Annotated in this window: 14 protein-coding genes; 5 read left to right on the top strand and 9 right to left on the bottom strand. The window is 56.1% G+C overall.

Annotation, left to right across the window (positions count from 1 at the left end):
- Positions 1-15 precede the first annotated feature (15 nt).
- Together ACIPR4_RS08540 and ACIPR4_RS08535 are read left to right on the top strand one after the other, a co-directional pair.
- On the top strand, positions 16-1,350 hold the full coding sequence (locus ACIPR4_RS08540; RefSeq protein WP_013568258.1) for a rhamnogalacturonan acetylesterase: 1,335 nt from the start codon (positions 16-18) through the stop codon (positions 1,348-1,350).
- A 199-nt stretch (positions 1,351-1,549) separates the two neighbouring features.
- Positions 1,550-2,854, top strand: a complete 1,305-nt coding sequence (locus ACIPR4_RS08535) for an oligogalacturonate lyase family protein (RefSeq protein ID WP_013568257.1) — start codon at positions 1,550-1,552, stop codon at positions 2,852-2,854.
- On the opposite strand, the gene ACIPR4_RS08530 is transcribed toward ACIPR4_RS08535, so the two are convergent.
- The 9 genes from ACIPR4_RS08530 to ACIPR4_RS08490 form a co-directional block, all read right to left on the bottom strand.
- Positions 2,855-3,739: a rhamnogalacturonan acetylesterase gene (locus ACIPR4_RS08530; RefSeq protein WP_013568256.1), complete on the bottom strand. Its 885-nt coding sequence runs from the start codon at positions 3,737-3,739 to the stop codon at positions 2,855-2,857.
- Positions 3,740-3,746: 7 nt separating this feature from the next.
- Positions 3,747-4,949: a glycoside hydrolase family 88/105 protein gene (locus ACIPR4_RS08525; RefSeq protein ID WP_013568255.1), complete on the bottom strand. Its 1,203-nt coding sequence runs from the start codon at positions 4,947-4,949 to the stop codon at positions 3,747-3,749.
- A gap of 16 nt (positions 4,950-4,965) precedes the next feature.
- The gene (locus ACIPR4_RS08520) at positions 4,966-6,348 is read right to left on the bottom strand and encodes a glycoside hydrolase family 28 protein (RefSeq protein ID WP_013568254.1); all 1,383 of its coding nucleotides are present in this window, start codon (positions 6,346-6,348) and stop codon (positions 4,966-4,968) included.
- Positions 6,345-9,086: a glycosyl hydrolase gene (locus ACIPR4_RS08515; protein ID WP_013568253.1), complete on the bottom strand. Its 2,742-nt coding sequence runs from the start codon at positions 9,084-9,086 to the stop codon at positions 6,345-6,347. The genes ACIPR4_RS08520 and ACIPR4_RS08515 overlap by 4 nt, the downstream gene beginning before the upstream one ends.
- A gap of 19 nt (positions 9,087-9,105) precedes the next feature.
- Positions 9,106-11,007: a glycoside hydrolase family 35 protein gene (locus ACIPR4_RS08510; RefSeq protein ID WP_013568252.1), complete on the bottom strand. Its 1,902-nt coding sequence runs from the start codon at positions 11,005-11,007 to the stop codon at positions 9,106-9,108.
- Positions 11,008-11,081: 74 nt separating this feature from the next.
- Positions 11,082-15,026, bottom strand: a complete 3,945-nt coding sequence (locus ACIPR4_RS08505; RefSeq protein WP_013568251.1) for a TonB-dependent receptor — start codon at positions 15,024-15,026, stop codon at positions 11,082-11,084.
- Positions 15,027-15,360: 334 nt separating this feature from the next.
- Positions 15,361-16,956 carry a ribulokinase gene (locus ACIPR4_RS08500; RefSeq protein ID WP_013568250.1) on the bottom strand — a complete coding sequence of 532 codons (1,596 nt, stop codon included), beginning with the start codon at positions 16,954-16,956 and terminating at the stop codon, positions 15,361-15,363.
- A gap of 8 nt (positions 16,957-16,964) precedes the next feature.
- Positions 16,965-17,651 carry an L-ribulose-5-phosphate 4-epimerase gene (locus tag ACIPR4_RS08495; RefSeq protein WP_013568249.1) on the bottom strand — a complete coding sequence of 229 codons (687 nt, stop codon included), beginning with the start codon at positions 17,649-17,651 and terminating at the stop codon, positions 16,965-16,967.
- 25 nt (positions 17,652-17,676) lie between these two features.
- Positions 17,677-19,551 (bottom strand): alpha-L-arabinofuranosidase A, encoded by a 1,875-nt coding sequence (locus ACIPR4_RS08490; RefSeq protein ID WP_245536494.1) that lies wholly within the window; start codon positions 19,549-19,551, stop codon positions 17,677-17,679.
- Between the two features lie 316 nt (positions 19,552-19,867).
- On the opposite strand from ACIPR4_RS08490, the gene ACIPR4_RS08485 reads away from it, so the two are divergent.
- From ACIPR4_RS08485 to ACIPR4_RS08475, 3 genes are all read left to right on the top strand, one after another.
- On the top strand, positions 19,868-21,844 hold the full coding sequence (locus tag ACIPR4_RS08485; RefSeq protein ID WP_013568247.1) for a phospholipase C: 1,977 nt from the start codon (positions 19,868-19,870) through the stop codon (positions 21,842-21,844).
- A complete protein-coding gene (locus ACIPR4_RS21585; RefSeq protein ID WP_013568246.1) occupies positions 21,844-22,854 on the top strand; it encodes a type 2 periplasmic-binding domain-containing protein in 1,011 nt (336 codons plus the stop codon). The genes ACIPR4_RS08485 and ACIPR4_RS21585 overlap by 1 nt, the downstream gene beginning before the upstream one ends.
- A gap of 114 nt (positions 22,855-22,968) precedes the next feature.
- Positions 22,969-24,135: a lactonase family protein gene (locus ACIPR4_RS08475; protein WP_013568245.1), complete on the top strand. Its 1,167-nt coding sequence runs from the start codon at positions 22,969-22,971 to the stop codon at positions 24,133-24,135.
- Positions 24,136-24,241: the final 106 nt, after the last annotated feature.

Here is a 24,241-nt window from a genome sequence, read left to right as displayed (position 1 = left end):
AGGAAGCTCGCCACAATGAATCGTTTTCGGAATCTTTCTCGCCGATATCTTTCGTTCTTCTCATGCGCCGTCGCATTTACTTTTCTTCTACCCATCCTAGCTCCGGCACAAAAGATTTCGCGGTACACCTGCAGCAGTGGCAAGCCTAAGGCAGGCGTCGTGCAACTCTCGGCCTCCAGCCTCTTTACCACAGATGCGGATGGGTTCGACCTCCATACGGCCCCATCCAGCTTCAGTAACGGCTCCTGCGCCAGCGATAAGCCCTTCTTCTTTTCTGCCTCCGGGCCAGACGGCAACTACCGCGTCACGTTGGTCCTCGGCGGCGACGCTCCTGCCACAATGACCGTTCGAGCCGAGTCACGCCGCCTTCTCCTGATGAACCAACCAATCCCTGCAAGCGGATCGCACACTGAAACTTTCATCGTGAACGTGAGGACATCGACGATCCATTCGGAAAGCACAACAGCGGAGCAAGTCAAGCTGAAGCCGCGCGAGATCGGCGCTCTGGATTGGGACAACAAACTGACTCTGGAGTTTAACGGTGATCATCCCTCGGTGCGCTCCATCACGATTGAGCCAGTGAGCAAAGTCCCAACCATCTATCTTGCAGGTGACTCCACCGTCGTGGATCAGGATAAAGAACCGTGGGCCGCATGGGGACAGATGCTTCCCCTCTTCTTTAGCCCCGCTATCTCCATCGCAAACCATGCTGAGTCAGGCGAAACCATCCGCAGCTTTGTTGGCGAACGTCGCCTTGCGAAGATCATGTCCACGATCCAACCAGGCGACTATTTGTTCGTCCAGTTTGCGCACAACGATCAGAAGCCAGGCAAAGGGTACGTTCCCGCCGCAACAGAATACAAAGACCTTCTCAAGAGCTACATCACCCAGGCACGCGCTCACGGGGCCACCCCCATTCTCGTCACGTCTATGAATCGTCGCACCTTCGATGCAGCAGGACATATCACGCAGACGCTTGGTGACTATCCGGCGACCGCCCGCGAAGTCGCCGCCGAAGAACACGCTGCTCTCGTCGATCTGAATGCCATGAGCAAGACGCTATATGAGGCTTTGGGAGACGCCGGTACACTCCACGCCTTCGTTCATTACCCAGCCAACACGTTTCCCGGACAAACGGAAGAGTTGAAGGACGATACGCACTTCAACTCCTACGGCGCGTATGAACTTGCGCGCTGCATTGTTCAGAGCCTGCGTGACCAGAAAAATCCACTCGCCGCATACCTTCGCAAAGGCATGGAAAACTTTACTCCCACACATCCCGATTCCCTCTCGGCATTCTCTTTACCGCAGAGTCCGCTCGTCTCTACGGAGACTCCCTATGGGCGCTAGCGCTGCCTCCCATTTCATATTCCAGATGCTCCATTTAGGGGCAAAATTCCCCACTGGAAATTTGAGTACGAGATAGCCTTTCACCGCGCCGGTGTTGAGAAATCTCTTACTTCGGTAGGTTATGCTTAGGTGCGCTTTTATGGATCTTTTCCGCGTCTTTCGAGAGGAAGTTAGCGTCTCCATAAGCTCAAGGAGTTTCATGCGAACCGCTTCTCTCACTCAGCTTCGATTCGCCGCTGCGCTTTCGCTTCTCGGCTGCGCTTTTGTCTTTAACCTCTCCGCTCAGACCTATCACGACGTAAAAAATCCGCCGAAGTCTTGGATCGATCCTGACACAGGCCACCGCGTAACTCGACTCACAGATGAACCTGGTTCTGCCAGTATGTACTTCAACGTGAACGGTTACAGCCCTGACGGCCACGAGATGATCTACACGACGCCGGACGGTGTCTCTGTGATCGATCTCAAGACGCTGAAGACGCGCTCGGTTGTCACCGGAAGTATCCGCGTCATTATGGCAGGCCACAAGACGCCCAGCGTCTTTTACATCAAGCCGGAAGACCACGCACTGTATGTCACGAACTTCGACACCGGTGTAACACGCAAGCTGGGAACAGTTCCGCCGCGCGGCAGCATCGCCACCATCAATGCCGACGAGACGCAGGCCGCGGGAACTTACGACGAAGTGGAAGCCCCTAAAGAACAGTTCGGCAACAACGGTCCTGGCGGTCCGCGCAAGCCTCCTACTAAGGTAGAGCAGATGCACGCGCTCGATCAGGCCCCCAATAAAGGCGAGATGATGGTGCGGCGTCTGGCTGCACGCATTCCTCTCGTTGTTTACACCATGGACCTCAGCAACGGTGCGGTGAAGCCGCTCTTCCATAGCACCGATTGGATCGGCCACATGCTCTTCTCGCCAACCGATCCTACGCTTCTGATGTACTGCCATGAGGGTCCATGGCAGGCCGTCGACCGTATCTGGACCATCCGCACCGACGGTACAGCGAACAAGCTGATGCACCAACGGCACATGGCGATGGAGATCGCAGGGCACGAGTTCTGGGGTGCGGACGGCAACATCTACTATGACCTGCAAACTCCGAAGGGACAGGATTTCTTTCTCGCCACCATCGATCACACCACCGAAGAGCGAACCTGGTATCACATGGACCGCAACGAATGGTCGATCCACTTCAATGTCAACCGCGACGCAACCTTGTTCACTGGCGACGGCGGAGATCCGGGACAGGTCGCCAAGGCGCCTGACGGTGAATGGATCTACCTCTTTCACCCCGAGAAGCTGAAGAACATCGGCCTCGCCGACAAGGACTTTATCTCTCCCGGTGTCTTCCACGCCGAAAAGCTGGTTAACATGTCCAAACATAACTACAAACTGGAACCGAACGTAAGCTTCTCACCCGATCAGAAGATGGTCATATTCCGTTCCAATATGTTTGGACCGACGTACGTCTTCGGTGTTGAAATAGAAAAAGCCGTGAAGTAACTACTTCGCGCGGTAAGCATGCACTGATGATCCCTTGGCAGAGAAGTCCTTCGCCAGGGGATCTTTCTTTAAGGCCTTCAACCCGGCCACCACACTCTCCGCATTGATCTCCGCGCCCGCCATGCTGGTATGTGTGTGCGGATCGGCAAAGAGAGGCTCCACGCTGGCCTCACCCATCGCGTCATAGCGTCGACCGATGATCTCATCCAAATCGATAAAGCCTACATGTTCTTTCACCGCGACCTGCTCTGCCCATCCACCGTAATTCTCGGCGTTGCGCACTACTTTGCCATCCTTCCAGATCTTGCGCGGAATAGGCGAGCAGACAATCGGCGTCGCGCCCTTGGCCTTTGTATCCTGGACATACTTCGTCATGTACCAGCCGAAGCTGTGTACGATCTCATGCTTCTTCAGAATCGGATTTTCAATCTCTTTTGTGTCATCGCCCACGCCCTGCAACGATCCGCGCGCTCGCGCAATATCGTCGAGCGGTCCACCATCGTTGTGGCCAAACTGCAGGATGACGATGTCGCCTTTCTTCATCAAGGCCAACGTATCGTCCCAGTGCCCTTCGGTAATATAGGTCCGACTACTGCGGCCACCGATAGCGCGGTTAACCACGTTGATCTTCGACGTGTCAAAGTAAGCGACCAACGGTTCTCCCCAACCCCACTGCCCTCCCGCGCCATCGCCATGTCCATTGCGCACAGTGGAGTCGCCAACAAGGAACAACGTCCGCAGAGCGGGATTCGCAGGCTTCGGCAAATTCAGCTTCGCATGGACTGCAGGATCCGTGGGACTTGGCACCTGGTCCTGAACCTGTGCTTGGAACGCCATCGCCGTGATGCATCCGCAGAGCAGCAGTACTCGACTTGCCTTGGTCATGGATCTCCTACTTTTCGCGCTTGTGCGCCTTCGTCATCGCCTTAACTTCCGAACCGGCCAACAGGAACGCGCCTACGCCATAGTTGTAACTCGCTGCGGGCACATAGAATGCAGGCTCGGCACCCGTCTGCTGAATGCATCCCAATCGTCCGTCGGCGTACACGTGCTGAAGCATTCCCTTCCAGGCTTTCTCCACGACAGGCCGATAGACCTTCGCATCCAGCACATGGTGATTGATCCCCCATGCAATCGCATAAGTAAACAACGCCGATCCGGAAACCTCCGGTAGGGGGTAGTCCTTTGGATCGAGCAAACCAGCGTGCCACAATCCATCTGTTCCCTGTAGATCCTTCACACGTGCAGCCATCTCTTGCAACTGCGTGACGTAAAAGCCGCGCCGAGCATCGTCCTTCGGGAGATACTCAAGCGTTCGCACGATCCCCCCCATCACCCATCCATTGCCCCGCGACCAGAACATCTTCTTGCCGTTCGCCTCGGTTTTGCTCAAATAAGACGCGTCGCGAAAGTAGAGATGTTCCTGCTTGTCATAGAGCAGATCCGAGGTCTTCTGCCACTGCTCGTCAAGATAAGTGATGTACCGCTTGTCTCCCGTGGCTTCATACATCCGCGCCCACATCGGGGGGCCCATGAAGAGCGCATCGCACCACCACCACGGCAGACGATCATCGCCCGGCTTCAGAGTCTTCATCGCGATCAGCGGCTCAATCTCATCTTTCGTCGGCTGGATCATCGCTAGATCATGCTCTTTCAGAAAGAGCTCCGCATACGTCTGCGCCACGCTCTGATCGTCCGCATTGGGAAGATGGTTGCGCAGCTTCCAGTCGAACTGCTTTCCCATCGCCATCATCGCATCGCGATACTTTGCATCCCCCGTCGCATCGGAGGCCGCAATGAATCCGCTATACAAAACGCTCCATGTCCAGATGCGATCGAAGTAAGCTTGCGATCGGGCGAGCTCCCAGTCGGCAACCTTGCGCACGACCTTGTCTATATCCGCAGGCTTCAAAGCAGCTGAGAGATCCGTCGCTATAGGCCCACCGTCTGCAGGCGAATCGCCGAAGTGACGCGAGTTGTCCTTGTTTACAATCGCCTGCTGCGCCGGTGTGGGCTGAGGAAAGTTCTGTTGTGTATGCAGCGTCCCGCTCAATAGGACGGAGATGCCAATCGCGGAATAGATCTTCGTCTTCATCAAAATCCTCAACCTTCTACTGCGGAAGCCCCATCACATTCACATCGTCCGTCAGCTTCACCACGCTGCCGTCCGCAATGACCATCGAAAGATCGGAGAACTTCCAATCATGCGCATTGGAGATATGCCCCGCTGTCTGCGCCGCGATCTGTAGATGGTCCAGTACAAAACGATCCAGAGGCACCTGTGGATAAGCACTGACTTCAAATGCAGTCTTAGCTCCTGTCGCCTTGATATTCCAGATATGAACATCCCGAAAACGCGCAATGCCCTTCTCCGCAGGCACCTCGGTAGAAAGCACCGTCCAGTAAGGCGGATAGTCCTTAATCGTCTCTGGAATATGCGCGTAGCTATAGCTCGGATTCCAGTTCATGTTTACGCGTAGCACAACCGGTACATCGGTCATCGTAATGTCATGAAAGCGCAGGTTCTCGCCCCATCCTCCACGCGTTCGTGCGGACTTAAAGAGAATACCCACAGGCACCTGTTTCAACACGGTCAAGCCATATGCCTCGATGTTGCGAAAGCCGCCCGAGGTCTCGCTGCCAATCGTCACACCTGCTGCACCATCGCGAATGACGGAATCGCGCAATACGATGTCCTCGGTCGGACGATTTACCCGCAGACCATCCGAGTCGCGTCCGGCCTTGAGACAGAGCGCATCGTCGTTCACGGCAATATCCGCATGCTGCACCAGCACCTTCTTCGATGAATCGATATCGATGCCGTCCGTGCTTGGCCCACGTCCCCCTTCGTTGTTGCGGATCGTCAGGCCATCCAGGGTTACATCATGTGAGTAACAGATATGCACCGTCCAGAATCCTGAGCGGCGCAACATCAGACCGCTCAGTTTCACCTGAGACGAGTTGAAAACCTGGATCAATCGTGGACGCTTCGAATCATAGTCAGCTGCCCATCGAATGCCGCGCGTATCATAGTCTTTGCGCAACGACCAGTATCCATCCCAGAAGACCTTGCCGTCACCGTCGATCGTTCCTTCGCCTGTGATCTCGGCATTCTTCTGCTCGTAGATGTTTACCAGAGCGGCGGGCCAGGTCATCTCAATCCCGGCGACTCGCGTAGGCATCAGTGGATAATCCGAAATCTTTTGCGACCCGAGAATCGTCACGCCCTTGTCCACACGCAGGGTCACGCCGCTCTTAACAAAGATGGACCCGCTAAGATACGTTCCCGCACGAAAGACTACGGTGCCACCGGACTTTGCAGCCGCATCGATCGTCCGCTGAATCGCGGGCGAGTCCAGCGTGATGCCATCTCCCTTTGCTCCGAAGTTTGTGACATTAAATGTTTTGCTCTTCTCGGCGAAGAGCATGTTGCAACTTGCGACCATCAAGAGCGCAACGAAAGAAGTTTGGGAAACCGCACGGATGACTCTCACTTGATCTTCTCTCCCATCAAACGCACCTGCCCCAGCATGCCCGAAGGCAGCGGCTGCAAATGGTCCATATTCTGTGGAACAAAGCGCTCGCCATATCTCGCATTCAGCAGTCGATAATCCGGCAGTTTGCGTCCCGCAAGCGTATTGATCGCCGTGTTCCCTACATGCACTTCAATAATGTTCTTTCCAGCGTGCAGCAACGGAGTTATATCCAGTGCATAAGGGGGATGCCACACTGATCCGGCGCGCTTTCCGTTCACGATGACCACTGCAGCCTCGCGTATCGGGCTTTCCAGAAGTGCTCGCATGCCACTCGCGATCTTGGGATCAGCCTCGACTGGCGTTCCTTCACCGAAGTCCAGAATCAGGTTCGTTCCCCTCAGTTGCTTCTCTTCTAACTGGAGGTCTTTGCTATAAACAGCTTCGCCGGAGTAATAGCGTGTCACATCCGTATCCGTCCACGAGTGCAGCGTCTCCATTGATTCTGTTTGTTCGAGCCCAACGAATCGCACCTGCCAACCATGGCTCAGATCCGCGACTTGCGTCTTCGTTCCAACCTTTGCCTTCGAAAGAGCGCTCTGTGGACCATCACGAAACACAAGCACGCGCGACTCATACGGAGCCAGATCCAAAGCCAATGGACTGGCCGAAGCGTTCGACATTGCTCCTGTAAACGGATCCCACCATACCGCAGAGACTCGCTTCGTGCGGAAGCTCGCCGTGGTATGCACCGCATGATTACTCGTATTTGCCACGAAGTACACGTCGGCATCCTCCAACCTGCGATGTACAAATCCCACATTTGCGACATCCGAAGCGACATGTACGTCCGGCTTCAATGCCCTCTGTACCGCCTCTCCAACCTGTGCATCCTCAGCAACGAACTGGACCCCAGCACCGAGCGCGAACAGAGACTCCGTAGACGCCTTCACCTCCACAGAAACCTGCTCTGCATGAAGAAATCCCGGAGCCTCGGAGGGCTTCGATCCAACCACAATGACCTTCCCCCCCTTCTTCGCATACTCAACGATCTTCTTCAGTGTCTCCGGGGATAATCTGCTCATATGCGGTAACACAAGCACTGGATACGGCAGGCCCACTCGGTCAATCGATTCAGAATCTACATAATCCAGGTTGAAACCCGCATCCAGAATCTGCTCCGTGAGCGCAGGCGTCACATACTGCTTCATCTCAGCCGATAAAGAGGCATGTCCCGGCTTGAACTCCGCATACGCGTCATCATTTGGAAGCAGCACAGCGATGTCATTTGCCGGTTTGCCCTGTCGTAACAGGTAGCTCATCCGCTGCATGTATTTTGAAACGTCTGGCATCACGCCCCACCAGGGGTTGTGATCGTTGAAGACCGCCGCCGCGTAAAAGGCCCATCCAGGCTCGGGCGTCCCCGGCGGCGTATACGGCCAACCGTGACCGACGAATTGATTTACACCTTCCAGAAACATCCGGTCGGCCTCGGCCTTCATGTCCAGCGGCGTAGCTCGAAAGGCGGGCGAATGCAGCCAGGTCCACGTCTCCGCGGAGGTGACAGGTCTGCCATAAAGATGGCTCGCCGACGTAGCCAGCCGCGTAAACGAAAAGCTTCGCCACTGCGGACCTTCTCCTTCAGGTAACCCGACCAGCCGATTACTCGACAGAGAAACGGGCGGATCGCCATAGGTCTGCGAACGGAACTGCGTATGATGCGCAATCGCCCAATCATTAATTGGCGTCAGATAGCGCTCGTTGACCAACTCCGTCATGGTCAAACCCCAGTCATGGCGGACTGCGCCAGCCTCCACACCATCCCCTCCAAAGAGCTGAGGCAGATGCGGTGTAAGGTCATACCCTCGCCGCTTCTGAAACTCCATTAGAAAATCATCGGTCCAGTCGGTGTTGTAGACCTCGAGGCTGTCACTGAAAACCGAATAAGGCGGCGTATCTCCAAAAGCCTTCAACAGCGGCTCCGCGACGATCCGCAGATGGTTCTGCACCGCCGTGCTGCTAAGGTGGTCCAACACAAAACCCTCAGCATTGACCGCCGCACGCTTGACCTGCTGCCCCGTTCGGCTTGCAACAAAGCACAAAACCACTCTTCTCTGCTGAGAAGAAGGAATCTCCGCACGTCCACTGACAGCATGCACATCGATCTGCTTCAACGACGCAGTGTCATACGTCTTCGCTGAACCATCCCCAACAAACGCCGCCAGCATCGCTTCGCCATTGCCGATATTAGGTAACGCGAAAGCCATCGCTCCGCTTGGCACATCGATAGCCACCATACGCAGCCGCGAAGCTGCTTCGCTTACCGGAACATGGGGGCCGCCATACGGCCATCCGCTCGCCAACGTCATGTCCACGCGCATGCGGTTCTCGTGCGCCTTCTGCGCCGCAAAGTGAACGACATCTAAAAATTCATTCGAGAGATACGGCAGGTTCCGAAAGTTTTTCTGTGAGTCATCCGGTTCCAATGGATACACCGGCTGAATCTCGAAACCTCCGAAGCCGCCCGCCTTCATCGCCAGAATCTCGCGCTCCAACTCAGGCTTCGTCACAGCAGGACCAAACCACCACCAACGCATCAGAACCCGCGCATCGTCGGGCGGAGTTGTAAACTGTGAGGAGACATCCGCAATCTTCTGTGAAATCGTCGGTGCCTGCGCTCGCGCACTCCAGGAAACCAGTACAAAAGCGACAGCAAGCGCAGGTACAACAAATCCGTACACCGATCTCATCTTCATCATCGTTCTCTCGAATCCATCACTATTCCGCTCCCGATGTCTTCTTGACCTCGTGAGTCTCTGCGTCCAGAATCGGCTTCGTCAATCCGGCCAGCTTCGATTTCTGAGCCGTCGTATCGAAGAGATCGAAGACCACCACATCATTCCTGCCGCGCTTCAGCCACGGGCCAGGCACAAACAGTGTCTCCTGAGGACCTACATTCCAGAAACGTCCCATGGCATGTCCGTTGATCCAGAGTGCTCCCTTGCCCAATGCGCGCACGTCGAGAAAAGTGTCTCCCACTTTCGCGACCTTGAAGCTACCAAAAGAGAAGTGCGGTCCGCTCACCTGGCGCTTGGTCGACGAAGCTTTCATCGTCCCCGCATCCAGCATCGGTAAAGAGTAGTCCTCCCAACTGGTCAGCGGCCTGCCCGCAAGTGTTACGCCACGCGTGATTCCCTTCGTCTCGCCTCGCATCATCTTGGTGGAGTTGATGCGTCCCGAGTTCTCTACCAGGATGTCCAATCGCGCTGGCTTGTCCGTGGCTAAGGTGATGCGGTCCTGCTTCAGGCGCCTGTCAATCGAACCAATCAGCTTGCCATTGAGATAGACAAGCGCGTAGTCATGCACAGCATCCAGCACCAGTTCGCCCTTTACCGGCTCACTCAGTTGCTTGCGATAGAGGGCATAGCCATACGACTGATCCATGGCCTCCATCGTCAAAGGCTTCTCTGACTTCACCGGAACGGGAAGATGGTCCCAAAGCGAACTTGCCCTCCCGACAGTAAACTCCGGAACGGCGATTACCTCCGGCACCGCAGGCACCAGTGGCAGAGGTGTTTTCACGTACTTCGCCATCAGATCGCGATACGCGTAAAACTTCGGCGTCGGATGGCCCGCCTCATCCAGAGGCGCGTCATAGTCGTAGCTGGTCACGTCCGGTAGATACTCGCCACCCGTCCAACTCGCTCCACTCATAAACCCGAAGCTTGTTCCGCCATGAAACATATAAATATTGATCGATGACTTGTGGTCGAGGGTATACGCGATGTCCTTCAACTGCGGCGGAATGGGCCGCGTCTCATGCGGATGTCCCCAATGATCGAACCAGCCCGGCCAGTACTCGGAAGCAAACAGCGGTTGCCCGGGCCTCAAATGAGCCAGCGCTGTTAGCCCGCGTTCCGCATTCCCAACGCCGAAGTTAACCCCCGAAGGCAGCCCTTCAAGCGAACCATTGACCAGGGCTTTTGAAGGATCAACCGTGTAAAGAAAGGAATCCTTGAAGCCTGCATTCTGAAAGATCTCCAGCATATGCGCCAGATACTTCTTGTCGCCGCCAAAGTCTCCGTATTCGTTCTCCACTTGGACAGCCACGATTGGCCCGCCGTTTGAGATCAGCAGAGGAACCATCTCCTGCCCCAGCCGCTTGATCCAGCGCTCCACAGGAGCCATATAGACTTCATCGTTCGATCGCAAGGCTGAGCCCATCTTCGGGTCTTTCATCAGCCACGATGGGTAACCGCCAAACTCCCACTCCGCACACGCATACGGACCCGCACGCAAAATGACGTTCAGGCCCTCCTCCTGCGCCATCTTCACAAACGCCGCAACGTCATGGTTTCCACTGAAGTCATACACTCCAGGCTTCGGTTCATGCACGTTCCAGAAAATATAGGTCGCAACGGTGTTCAGTCCCATTGCTTTTGCCATCTGCAGCCGCGCTCTCCAATACTCTCTCGGAATGCGCGCATAGTGCATCTCTCCGGAAAGAAGCTGGACAGGTTCTCCGTTCAACTCAAAATGATCGCCCGCAACACGAAAGGTATGCGTAACAGAACCCGCTGGCATCTTTGCCGTCTGGGCCGATATCGTGCAGGCCATAAACAGTAAGGCCGCGGCATACACCGCGCGCGTTCCAGAAGAAAAATATTGCATCACGAACATCACACTCCAAAAACGCCTTTACGTAAAAGTAGCCGGGAGCCCTCGTAAACAAGGGCTCCCGGCTGGGGAAAAGGTTAGAAGTTGATTCGGCCTGCGAACTGGAAGTCACGGTTGCCAGAGGCACTTCCGACAGAACCGAGATTCGTTGTCGTGGGGCTCCAGGCAACAGCAATATTTCCGAAAGTGCTCTTGTTGGTGATGTTCAGACCATCGGCTTCAAGCACCAATCTAAATCTCTCTGGACTCAGATTGAACGTCCTTCGAAGACTAAGATCCATGTTGTACTTGCTCGGAGCGTGGAGACCGTAGGGAGCTGTACGAGGAGCGGTTCCGATCTTATTCAGAGCGTTCGTACCAGCGCTGAATTTAGCCGGAAGCTGAAACGCATCCTTATCGATATACGGAATCGTACCAAGGTTCGATGCGGTAGTTCCCGTTCCAAGACGACCATTGATCCGTGGGTTCTTCCCCTTGAAGTTCGGGTTGAGGTCCATCTCGCACTGCCCCAGTTTCGGCGAAGTGCATCCCGCATAGGTGATGACCAGTGGCGCGCCCGAGGTGAAGGTGTAAATACCGGAGAGCTGCCAGCCGCCTGCCAATGCGCGAACCAGGAAGCTGTTTCCGCCAATCTTGCCTTTTCCAAAAGGCGACTGATACACGCCATAGATGGAGACATTGTGAGGGACGTTGGTAAGCGTTTCGCTTCGGTCGATTCGATTGGCCTTATACGCCTGTCCATTCGAAGTCGCGCCCGCAGGCAGATCATAACCGCTGCGAAACGTACCGTCGTCTCCCAGGTTCTTGGACCATGTGTAATTGGCCGTATAACTCAGACCATGCCATTCACGCTGGCTGAGTGAGAGCTGCAGCGAATGATAGCTGATATTTGCCACGTTCTGACCCCACGTATCCGTCACACCTGAGTACTGCGGGAAAGCAACAAGCGCCTGTGCGATGCTCTGCGTAGTAAGGAAATTAGCATACGGCAGCCCCGCGCCTGCGTAGTTGGCCTTCAGGATAGCGACGTTGGCAGGAGTGGCCGCAGAGTTGAGGAGCGGCGTGCTTCCATCAGATCCCATCACTGCTCCTAGAGCGGCAAGATACTTCGGATCCAGCTGGTTCGTATAAAGACCCCGCGCATTGCCGGTACTCGGGAGCAGGAAGTGACTCTGCGTTCCGGCGTAGTTCAACGTCATCGTCAAATCGTTGGTGAAAGCCTGCTGGAGGCCAGCGTTGAAGAAGCTGAACTCCGGTGCACGCCCAGAGAGATATGGATCCGCGAACGCCATAGTGCTGGCCGTCACGGCGGCCCCTGAAGCAGTTGTGTAGTTGCCCGTGTTCAGAGAAGCACTCGCTGCACTCGGAGCGGAAGTTGTCGGTAGAACAAAATTCGGTCCACCAAATTTGGTGTTCGAAAGTCCCAGTGCCTGGAAGCCGGTGCTGTTGTTCAAATAGAAGGAGGGCCCAGCCTGTGCAGCGCCTGTGTTGACATCGGCGGGAGTGGTCGCGGTCGTATTGAAGCCGAGACTTCCCGTGCCGTTGCCCGCTCCGCCTCGTCCACCGACACCGCCACCAATCGAATACGAAAGGCCATAGCCTGCACGCAAAACTGTCTTCGGCGTGACAGCATAAGCGAGACCAATACGAGGTCCGAAGTTCTTCCACCAGGTTTTTACCGGGGTGCGGCACTGGCAACTAATTCCAGCTCCTCGATCACCGGCAAACTGCAGTGCTCCGGGAGTTCCCGTGATCGGGTTGGTTAAATTCGGATTCAGAAAGCTCCAACGATCCTGCACTTCGTGGAACGGCGGCAGATAGTCCCAACGCAGACCGATATTCAACGTCAGCTTCTGGCTGACCTTCCAATCGTCCTGAACATAAGGGGCAATCGTGCGATAACGCCCGCCCGTTTCTGCGACCGCCTGGATAGCAATACTGGACTGGCTGGCCGCGCCGAGCAGGTAGCTGGCATAGGAAAACCCGGAGGTAGTGGTGCTCAAGGTCGTGGCATTCTGACCATTAGCGCCCGTAGGAAAACCTGCCGTTGAGTTGGCGGTATAGGGGATGGTGAGAATACCCGAAGGTCCGGTTTGAGAAGCTACGTTATCCTGCAGCCACTGAATTTGCCCACCAATCGTGATATTGTGTTCTCCCTTCACAAGTTGAAGGTTGTCCAACAACGTGTAGGTATTCGGAACCGTGGTCTGCGTTGCACCGCTTGCACCATTCGAGGTCCATGGACTCTCGGTAGTCCCAAACAAAGCGGTCGCGGCAAAAGTCGCTCCGGGAAACTCATCAGAGGCTTGTCCCTCAGGAAGACCCGTGATCCCGAAGTCTGCGGCCGCGCGATAAGGTGCTACTCCTTCGGTAAGCGAGCCAACTGGTTGAGAGAAACGAGCAAAGCCGAATTTGAACTGATTGACGATGCGCGGGGTAATCGTCCAGGTGTGCTCCACATCGGTAAGGGTGGGCTTGATGATGGCGGTGCCGCCTGCGGTATAAGGCAGCGGGAGCACGATGCCTGCGGGAGTTCCACCCACGGTAAACGGAACATTCTTACGTGTGCCAATTGTAAGGACATACGAAAGTCTCTGCTTCGAGGTGATGTCGAAGTCCACACGCGTCGCAAACTCGTGATTATCGAAGCCCGTCGCAACTCCAGCGATGAGGTTGCCGAAGTTAAGATTCTCATTCGATGGAGATGGGAGATAGCTCGCCATCTTGATCGCAATCGGTGAGAGCAAATTGCTGGGGATCACATTCGCGGTGCCTGTCTTAACGGGATTGCCGTTAGGCCCAGCACTACCGCCATAGCTATATCCAAATTGATAGCGGCAAGGACCATTCGTGCTGTGAGAGGTGCAGGAGACGGCTGACGTTGGGTCGTAGATCTGGCCTTGAATTACGGATGCTCCATTCGAGTCCTTGCCCGTGGTCAATAAGCTACTGAAATCTCCGCCACGCATCGCTGTCGTGGGGACAGTTAGAGTATTGGGATTGATTCCATTCCGTCCGTGATAGCGATCGTAAGCCGCGAAGAAGAATCCCTTCTTGCGCGTCAGCGGAATCGGTCCACCGAACGCCCCGACGATCTCGTTCTGGTGCTCCACCGGCTTGCCTGCGGAAACGGTGTTGCCATTTGCGTCTTTCTTTGTTACTGCCGGTGAGGAGAATCCCCAGGTATCGAAGATCGTGTTCCGGACAAAGATCGCTGCGGTGCCGTGATAAGCATTGCCGCCGGATTTGAGCGTGAAGTTGATAAGACCCGCGCCGCCGTACTCTGCGCCCGGCGTGCTGGTGACTACCTGAAACTGGTCGATAGCTTCCACAGGAATCGCGTTCGAAACAGTGCGATTGTCACCCTGCTGGTTGACCGTCACAATCGGAAGTCCGTCGACATAAACCTGGGCAAGGAAGTTTCCCGTTCCACCGATGATGGGTGCACGCGTGCCACCCTGAACGCCTGGGACCAGTACCGCAAAGGCAGTGGGATCGCGCTGCTGCGAGTTCATCTGCAAAGGAAGATTCTGATAGGTCTCGTTCTGCATGACGCCGCCAAGCACGGCGTTCGTCGTCTCCAGCGCGGGAGGCTCAGCGCTGACCGTGATCTCCTGCGTTTCGGAGCCGACCGCCATCGCTATGTTCAGGCCGGTAAGCTTCAGCGCATCGATCGAAAAATTCTCCTGTTTGAAACCCTGAAAGCCCTTCGCTGCGGCCGTGACCGTATAAGTTCCGGGAATGATCGGCGAGATCGTGTAGAGGCCGCTGCCGGTCGATTCGCGGACGGTCACGACACCAGTCGCATTATTTGTGGCGGTCACCGTAGCATTCGGCACTGCCGCACCCGACTGGTCCGTCACCGTTCCCTGAATGCCAGCCTGGCCGCCGGTCTGTGCCCGCATAGCCAAGGTCGTAAGACCCATCATGAACAAAACCACGAACATCCGGCGGAGCTGTCTATAAGCCATCTTTTGAAATCCCTGCCCCCGCAACTGACCCATTTTGGTGATGCCGACCATACTGCCTCCTGAAGCTTTGGAACAAATACTTCTCTTTACTTCAACGAGATCGAAATCTACGGAATCCGAGCAACGCCTGTCAATAGATAAAATATTTCCCAAGGAGAATCCACGGGTTCTCTACGGATGCGTAATCCCTTGCTACGACTGGAGTGGCCACGATGCCACGCCATTTCGCACTCTTGCGGTAGCATCGTTACCCAGACACCGTTTCATTGTGATTTTTCAATAGGGATATTGATCGAAGCTACCGATGAAACGTGATGACTTATCCCTTCGATAGAAGCCGGAAGGGAACGCAAAATCAGGCTCCTCCTCCCTGCACTGCCAGCTGTTAGAGGGTCGGAGGTTTCGTTCTCGCCTCTTTGGCAATGCGACGCAGCTCCGGAAGTATTTCTCCGAGCGGAACGCCGGCGGCTTCCTTGGAGCCCAGCGCGAAGTAAACCTTTCGATAAAGCTGATAGAGCTGTTCGTACGTCGCGACTGCGGTCGGTTGAGGCAGATACATCTGAAACGGCAAACATAACTTCTCTTGCGCTGCAGCAATCGAAGGAAATACCCCAGCGACAGTAAGAGCTACAATCCCCGACCCCAGACTGGTCGGAACGCCGTTCGGTACCAGCACAGGTTTGTTCAAAACATCCGCGTAGATTTGGTTGAGAACCACGTTGTTCTGTGGAATGCCTCCAGCATTGATCACACGTTCCACAGGTACACCGTACTCGGCCATTCGCTCCAGAACGATGCGCGTATGGAACGCCGTTCCCTCGATGGCTGCATAGAGTTCGTCCTGCGCAGTGTGAATCAGATTCCACCCCAGGGTGATGCCGCCGAGTTCGGGGTTCACCAATACTGTGCGATCCCCGTTGTCCCAGCTAAGACGTAGCAAGCCCGTCTGGCCCGCCTTGTACTCTCCGAGCGAAGCCGCAAGGTCCTTGACCTTGACACCCGCGCGCCGTGCAATCGCTTCAAAAATATCGCCAACCGCCGAAAGCCCGGCCTCTATCCCCGTGAGCGTTGGATCCACGCTGCCGGGAACCACTCCGCAGACTCCCGGAACGAGCTTCGTCTCTTCAGAGGTTGCGATGATACAGGTGGATGTCCCCACCACATTCACTACATCGCCCGGCTTGCATCCCGCACCCAGAGCATCCCAATGCGCGTCGAACGCGCCCACGGGGATTGGAATGCCGGCCTTCAATCCCATCTTCTCGGCCCAGGCCTGAGCAAGACCGCCATAGATGTGGTCCGATGTCAGGTATTCGCCGGAGATCTTCTCTCTCACCCCTCGAAGGAGAGGATCGACCGCAACCAGAAAGTCCTCCGGCGGCAACCCTCCCCATCGCGGGTTCCACATCCACTTGTGTCCCATGGCGCAGACAGAGCGCTTAAGAGAAGCAGGAGACGTGACGCCGGTCAGGGTCGCAGCCACCATATCGCAGTGCTCCAGCGCGGTTGCAAACTTGGCGCGCTTCTCTTCAGTAGAGTGCCTGAGCCAATGCAGCAGTTTCGCCCATCCCCATTCATGCGAGTAAACTCCACCGCACCACTCGATGGCCTCAAGGCCCATCTCGTGGGCGGTGATCGTGATCTGCTGAGCCTCGCGATGGGCGCGATGGTCGCACCACAGGTAGTACTCATCGAGCGGTTGCAGATGTTCATCCACCATGATGACACTCGACCCCGTCGTGTCCAGTGCCAGCGCAATCACCTGATCGCCGGCGATCCCGGTCTGTGCCAGAACATCTTTCGTCGCCTTCACAAGAGCTTCCATCTGGTCGAAGTGCGACTGTGTGGCGTAGTCCGGGTCTTCCCGTTTACGGTGCAGCGGATACTCCGCCGCAGCGGTGCCTATCCGTCCGTGCTCAGAATCAAGCAGCGTTACACGAACGCTCAGCGTTCCAAAATCCGCTCCCGCAACAATCGCCATCGTGTCCTCTAATTCTGTCCGTAGGTTGCTTTTGCACCGTGCTTGCGGAAGTAATGTCGATCGAGCAAAGCCGAGGTCACGCCGCACTCCGAGTTGAGGAGCACGGTCATGAAGGCCATCTTCGCCACGGCCTCCAACACCACAGCATTGTGCGCCGCATCATGCGGAGTTCTGCCCCACGCAAACGGAGCGTGCCCGCCAACCAGCACACCCGGTATCGCCAGCGGATCGATTCCCTTGAATCGCTCAATGATCGCGAGTCCCGTGTTGAGGACATATTCTCCGTTCACCTCGTCATCTGTCAGAGGACGTGTACACGGAACGGGCCCATGGAAATAATCGGCATGCGTCGTTCCGAAGGCAGGAATATCGCGGCCTGCCTGCGCCCACGCCGTGGCATGCTCGCTATGCGTGTGAACCACCCCGCCGATTTCCGTAAATGCTTTGTACAGCGCGAGGTGCGTCTTCAAATCACTTGAAGGCCGAAGATCTCCTTCAACGATGTTCCCTTCCATGTCGGTAACGACCATATGCGACGGTTTAAGCTCGTCATAGTCCACGCCGCTCGGCTTGATGACGACCAACCCGGCATCGCGATCGATGCCGCTCGCATTACCAAAGGTATAGAGAACAAGACCTCGCTTGACTACCTCGAGGTTTGCCTCCAACGTCTCTTCTTTCAAGCGCTCTAGCACGTCTCTCTACCTTTCTCGATCTTCGCTATTGGAGCGGAATATCGATGACCTCAATCGTATTGGCGGCGACTGCACGATTCCAGTTGCCGGGCGTTACAGAGACCTTACTCACAATCGGCTTGATCGCGTCCGGATGCTCGATCGAATTGGTCGCCCACCGTGTTGCCGCGTGTAATGAATACAGAGCAGCAGATCCTGACTTCGCCCCCCTCAGATCGAGGACAAGCGGCTGCGCTGCATCGGAGGCATTTACAAGTTTCAGATGCAAGACCCTGTCCTCCGTCGATACCGTCGCGGACCAGGAGAATCGTGCATTCACTCCGGAAGCATCGGACTTCACCGTGTGATCGCCAAGGTGACTTCCGAAAAGCACCTGCGCGTAGTAACTTGGCGATCCGTAAGCCCGCAGAGCGTCATAACCAATCAAATCGGTAGACCATTGCATGCCGCCGGGATTTACATTCGTGAAGAGTGGCGCATAGCTCGCCATGACGATCAAGTCGCTGTTCCGCTCCATACTTGTCATCCAGGCCGCATCCCCAAGGGCGGCGCCGAAGTCCGGCGTGGGCGTACCCGTGCGGGTCGCCCACTCGCCCACGAAGATCTTCGGTCCCTTGCGATCCATGGTGTCGTACTTGTGCAGGATTTCGAAGAAGCCGTCAGGCGTCAGGTAATAGTGATCGTCCACGACGTCTGGAACCGACTCCTTCACAGGCGTGGTCGCAATGAGTTTGTACTGCGGATACTTGCTCCGGATGCTTTTCGAGAAGCGAGCAAACCGCTCTTCGTAGCTCCCCGATTTGTCGAAGGTGTCCTCATTGCCGATCTCGATGTAGTGCAACGGAAACGGCACGGGATGACCATCCTGCACGCGGACAGCGCCCCACTTCGTACTGGCATCTCCGGTGACGTATTCGATCTCGTCCAAAGCGTCCTGGATAAAAGGCTCCAGTTCCTTGCCCACAACCGACTCACCGTGCAGCGAATATCCTGCATAGACCGCGAGCACCGGCTCGATCTTCAGGTCTTCGCACCACTCCAGAAACTCCAGCAGGCCCATCCCGTCACTGGACTGATAGTTCCACGGACCACGATGGGTGGGACGGTCAACCAACGGACCAATCGTCTCTTTCCAATTGAACCGCTCGCGAATCGTATCCCCCTCCAGGTAGTTCCCACCGGGAAGACGAAGGAAGTGTGGCTTCATGGCCGCCATCATCTCCATCAGGTCCGGACGGTTGCCGTTGGGCCGGTCATGAAACGTCGGCGGCATAAGAGAGACCAACTGCAGGCACACCGTTCCGGGGTGCTCGAAGGTAATCTCCAGGTGATTCTCTTTCCCTGGCTTCACCGAAGCCGACGTTTTCATGGTGTAGGTATGCTTCTGCCAATCACCGTCCGACAACGGAATCATCGCCTCGGCCAGCGTTGCACCCGTCACATCGGAGATCAGTCGCGCCCGCGCCGAACCAACTCCCGTTGCCATCGCGTAGAACGATCCGCTATACGTCGAGGAAGGCCGCACCGCCATACCCCAATAACCACTATTGGCTATACCAGCCTCATACGGGCCTGCGCTTGGGTCGATCTTGAGCATCATGCTCTTCGGGAGTGCCGAACTTGGCCCGGTAGCGCCCCTTTCGATTTTGGCCTGAGCGGTTCCGCGCGCAATGACGGTCCAGGACTCGTAGCCCTGCCAGCTTCTTTTGAATGAGCGGTTCTGCACCATCTCCGCATACAGGCCACCGTCATAAGAGTAGTTGATCTCTTCGGTCATGAGGCCGTACAGAGTTGGGCTTACGGTGGCCACAGCAGTGCTCGTATCCACCGTAAGTTTCGCAGTCTGTGCGGACATCGCAACAGAACCGCAAAGAAGAGAGGTAGCCATAAGACGGAACATAGGTTTCATTTGGATTATTCCCTGCCATCCTGGAGTTTTTGCTTCAACCGGTTCCTAAGGAAAACATGACAGCGTAGCTGTCCACAAGCTTACTGTGAGAACACGGGCGATCTAGAAGCCGGAAAGGCTGACATCAACGCTGATGCCGAGCATCGCTGCACTTTCTGGAATAATCTCGATCCTCCTTTGTTGTAGTTCTATCGAGGCGTTTTTTTGCGTTTAAGAACGATTTGATGCGATTGTGAGCTCGATGCGCACCGGCTTCTGGCACTCTAAGAGAGTCGATTTATTCGGTGCTTCAACTCAGGAGATGGCGATGCGCGTTTCAACCCGGGCGACCCCCCGGTTCCTCAAGTTCTTTTCCCTGCCTCTACTCGCTTACTCGGTCTCTGCATCCTCACAGGCTCGTGAAGTAGAACTTGCACCGGCTTCTAGCAAGCAGTTAAAGCCTTATCTTATCGATCCTGCCCGCCAGCCAGCGATTTCGCAGGAGGCAAAGCTGAAGCTTCTTCGCAGCAAAGTGAAGCATGTCTTCATCCTGTTCCAGGAAAATCGCGCCTTTGATTTCTACTTCGGAACCTATCCAGGAGCGGAGGGCCTCTTTTCCCATCCGGCAGACCAGACACCTGGATTTACCCAACCGATCGTCAACGTCGATGGAACCATTGGAAGCGTCACCGCCTTTCGCATTCCGACGACGGTCCAGGACATCCACGGCAAGACTGTTCCCCTCTATCCTGCAGACATTGCCTCGGTGAACCATAGCCATGTCGGCATCGCCAGGAAGCTCAATCTGGATGCCAATCTCGTGGCGCGCAACGATCTCTATGCCGTGACAGAAGAAGGCATCACCCTCACGAACGGCAGGCCCTCAAAGTTTCCCTCGCTTGAGCGAAAGCAGTTCGGAGAGCTCGTCATGTCGCACGTCGATTGCGATACCGTCCCCTTTCTCTGGAACTATGCCGACCGCTTCACGCTCTTCGACCAGTTCTTCGACACGGTCATCGGGCCCTCCGGACCGAACGCCGTCGCCATGATAGCGGGCCAGTCGGGAGAGACCCAGTGGATGCTGCATCCCGAACTGGCAGAGCCGAAGGACGGAAGCGCTCTCCCCATGGTGGCCAATGCCCTACCCTACTGGGGCTCCATGCTGGACCTGGACCATCGCATGCCCCAGCCGACACCTTCAAAGCGTCCTCTTCCGAACCTTACCTTCGCTACGCTCCCCCTATCGTTCATGGGAGATGAGATCGAGCTCACGACGTCAAAGGACCGCGATCCGGCGCTCGACCTTCCCGACGTCAAAGAAGACATCGCAAAGATCGCAGGCCACGGCGTAGCTGCAGTGAAGTGGGGCTGGTATCAGCAGGGATACGACCACGAGCCTACGGATGTGAACGAAGTGGCGTCGCATAAAGGCTATGTCATCCATCACAATGGCCCAGCCTACTTCGGATACATTGCGAACAATCCTGATGTGACGAAGCATCTGCATGGCCTCGCAGAGTTCTTCGACGATGTGAAGAGCCAGCGCCTTCCGGAAAGCGGCGTCTTCTACGTCCGGGGCGGATACGGCAATCTGAAGGGCACCCATCCGATGGATCCTAACCCTCGCCTTGCAGGAATCTTCAGCGGCAACGACGATCATCCCGGATACTCCGACTCGCAGATCTCCCAGGCGCTCCTGGCCGAAGAGATCAACGCGATCGCGCGCAGCCCGTATTGGAAAGACTCCGTCATTCTGATTGCGTACGACGAATCCGACGGTCTCTATGACCACACGCGCCCCAGGGTGCGCTCGCACGATGCGGCAGGCCTCCCGCTCGATCAGGGCCCACGCATTCCTTCCATTCTCATCTCGCCCTACGGCGTGGCGCATGGCATCTCGCACCAACCTGCGGAACATAGTTCAATCATCAAAATGGTGGATGAGTTGTTTGGCCTGATCCCACTGGCCGATCTCCCCGATGAAGAGCGCGGCCGCCAGATTGGCAAGGACAAATTCGGCCAGAACGACTTGGGACCGGCAGACGACAAGGTCCCCGGCGTAGGCGATATGCTCTCCGGCTTTGACACCCTTCGTCTCATGGGCAAGCGCAAGCCATTGCCTGCGGAGTACGCCATCATTCCGGATGCAGAGCTCGATGCCTTCCCGCATAGGAAGGGAGAAGGCTGCAAAGCGCTCGGTATCCAGCCAACAGACTTTGGCAAACCGAATCCGGTACCCGCAGACTTCAATCCCCGTCCGGATACTTCGCCAGGCATCCCAACCTCCGGAAACTGGATTCCATAATGCGCGCTGTTTCACTTCTTTTGCTCGCCGTTTGCAGTTCACTCACCCTCGGCGCACAACAGACCCTCCAGAAAGTACGCGCTGCGGGCGTTCTAACCTGCGGCGTGATCGCTGAAGACGCGGAGTACAACACCGAAGACGATCATGGAAGCCGTGGCGGATTCGATCTCGATCTCTGCAAGGCAGTCGCAGTGGCGGCTCTGGGTGAAAAGGCTCAGACGAAGGTCATTACCTTTCTCGATGACAAGAGCGGAGTTGACGCATTAATTGCGGGCAAGATCGACCTCATTGCAACCCTAAGCGCTGACTTCAGCCACACAACGAACGCTAGTCTGGGTGAGAGCGCCCCTGTCCTGTACGACGGCGTCGGATTTCTTGTGCTGCGTAAATCCGGCATTGCACATGCCGCAGATCTCACCCACCGCAAAGTCTGCTTCCTCGCGGAGACAAATGTCGAGACCGCACTACAGGCGTGGTTTACCAGGCAGCATCTGGATCTCCTTCCCTTTCCCTTCCAGGAAGAAGGCGAGATGGAGGCCGCCTACATCACAAAGAACTGCGCCGCAATTGCGGGAGATCTAACCCGCCTTGCGCAGACGCGGGCTTCTTTCGAAACACAAGCTCCCGATCATATGATCCTGCCGGAGGTCATCGCGGCAGATCCCCTGGCGTTCGCCTACCGCAGCAGTGATCCACAGTGGGGCCGCATTGTGGACTGGACGGCGCAGGTTCTTTTCCACGGAGAAGCTCTTGGCGTAACCAGCGCCAATATAGACATCTCAGCCAAGTCTGCCGATCCGGCAGTGCGCCATCTTCTCGGTGCGACCCACGCGGTTGGAACGCCCCTCGGTCTGTCTGAAGATTGGGCCGCCTCTGTACTCCGTTCCGTAGGAAACTATCGTGAAGTCTTCGACCGGACGTTCGGCGAGGCGTCTACTCTGAGTCTTACGCGTGGCCGGAATCGTCTCACCAGCGAGGGCGGCCTGATTCTCCCTCTGCCGCTGAAGTAGATCACAGCACTGCACCGCGCCCATGTTGTAGAGTGGGTGACGAAACGGCAGATGTTCCTTCGCGGAACACATGCTCCATCTTCCGCGCATTCCTGTGCTTTGAAAGGCTTTCTGATGATTCAGCGACGCACCTTCCTCCGCTCACTCTCTGTTGCACCCTTTGTCGCCAAAGCAGCCCTGGCGAAAAAGTCTTCCTCCGCTAAATCCAAGTCAACGCGCATTCTCATCGGCACGAACGGACACGGCGCAGGAAATGGAATTTTTATCGCGGATTGGAACGTTGCCACGGGTGAACTCGGCGAAATCACGTTGGCAGCGGAAGTCGCCAACCCAACGTTTTTGGCCCTCCACAAACAGGGCGCACAGGGTTTCGTCTATGCCGTGAACGAAGGTGGACATGGCGGCATTAAGGGCATCACTGCCTTCGCTACGGTAGCTGGCGCTAAGACACTCAAGCAGCTGAACCAGGTGGACACCGAGGGGAATGGACCTACGCACATCTCCGTCACCCCGGATGGAAACAGCGTGTTTGTTGCGAACTACGGTGGCGGCAGCGCGAGTTCCTTCCACGTAAGGCCGGACGGTTCCCTTTCGCCTGCGGTCTCGCACTTCCAATACGAAGGCAGTGGCCCCAATAAGGAGCGCCAGATGCACTCCTTCGCGCATTGCGTCATGCCCTCGCCCGACGGACGCTATCTTCTGGTGAACGATCTTGGCCTCGATTGCATCCACACTTACCGCGTCAATCCCGCCACGGCTGAACTGACGCCCACCGAGCCGCCCGCGTGGATTGGCCGACCCGGCACGGGTCCGCGCCACACCGCCTTCAGCCCGGACGCGAAGTTTCTTTACAGTGTGAATGAGCTGGATTCGACGGTCGACATCCTGGCCTGGGATGCAAGCACCGGAACCCTGACCTCGAAGGGCTTCGTCTCTACTCTTCCGGCTGGCTTTCCTCCGAACACCGCCTTCGCGGGCGAAATCACGGTCTCGCAGGATGGCAAATTTGTCTACGTAGGCAATCGCGTTGCGGACGACACAATTGCGGTCTTTGATCGCGATCGCAAAACGGGCTTGCTGACGCTAAAGCAGAACTCCGTCAATGGTGGAAAGAACCCCCGCCACATCACGCTCGACCCGACCGACCGTTGGCTGCTCATCTCCGACCAGGACAGCGGTACCATCGTGATTCATGAGCGAAATCGGACAACCGGGGAACTTTCGGCACCGGTCCATACGTATCCAGTAAAGAGCAAGCCGATGTGCATAGTCTTCGCATAAGAAGGCTCTCTGTCCACTTGCGGACAGGGCATTTGCCTCATTGACAGCGCTTTACAGTCTGGCGAAGATGGTCGCTAGACTGCCATTTACAGGCTAGACTTCGACG

Origin of the sequence: Terriglobus saanensis SP1PR4 (assembly GCF_000179915.2) — a bacterium.
Lineage (GTDB): Bacteria > Acidobacteriota > Terriglobia > Terriglobales > Acidobacteriaceae > Terriglobus > Terriglobus saanensis.
The sequence above is the reverse complement of the archived record's forward strand: the minus strand, read 5'-3'. Positions and strand labels throughout refer to the sequence as shown.